General features: G+C 39.4%; 2 protein-coding genes. Both read right to left on the bottom strand.

Features of this window, described 5'->3' with window-relative positions:
• Nucleotides 1–170: ATP-binding cassette domain-containing protein (locus ACFINZ_RS10615; RefSeq protein ID WP_375701496.1), on the bottom strand; the 170-nt coding region annotated here is incomplete at its 3' end.
• Nucleotides 167–756 (bottom strand): ATP-binding cassette domain-containing protein (locus ACFINZ_RS10610; RefSeq protein WP_375701495.1); only part of this gene is annotated, 590 nt, incomplete at its 5' end. The genes ACFINZ_RS10615 and ACFINZ_RS10610, both read right to left, overlap by 4 nt.

Below are 756 nucleotides of genomic sequence, written 5' to 3'. Positions count from 1 at the left end.
AATGTATTCAAAATGGTTGATTTTCCACATCCGGATTCACCAATCAAACCATAAGCTTCACCACGCTTAATATGAAAATTAACATTTTTTACAACCGTTACTGCCTTGTGCTTATGCCCAAAGGTTACAGATAAATTAGAAATATCGAGTATATTGTCACAATTGGTCACGAAGTAACTCCTTCAACACCATTAACAATCGTAGGATTATGCAACCAATTAGGATCGCGTTCAGGAACAGCTAAAACGTCAACAGGATTATCAAGCCGTGGCAAACTAGCTAGTAAAGCTTTAGTATAGGGATGACAAGCGCAAGATAAATCACGCGCAGGCAATTCCTCTAATACCCGACCGGCATACATCACCAAAACACGATCACAAAAATCAGCAATCATATTCAAATCATGGCTAATAAAAATAAGTCCTGTCCCAGACTTTGTTACAAGTTCATCTAACACTGACAAAACTTGACATCTCACCGTAACATCAAGTGCAGAAGTTGGCTCATCGGCGATAATTAAATCAGGTTCAGGACTAAGCATCATAGCAATCATCACCCGCTGCCCCATACCACCTGATATTTCATGAGGAAAGAGCCTCATCACATGTTCTGGATCACGAATATGAACGGATTCCAACATAGAAATTGTTTTTTCCCGTGCCTCAACTTTTGAAACACGATGATGAATACAATACGCCTCCATGATCTGATCCCCAATACGCACTAATGGATTAAGCGAATATTTAGGATCTTGTA

The sequence above is a fragment of the Bartonella sp. AA81SXKL genome (assembly GCF_042196945.1).
GTDB lineage: Bacteria > Pseudomonadota > Alphaproteobacteria > Rhizobiales > Rhizobiaceae > Bartonella.
The sequence above is the reverse complement of the archived record's forward strand: the minus strand, read 5'-3'. Positions and strand labels throughout refer to the sequence as shown.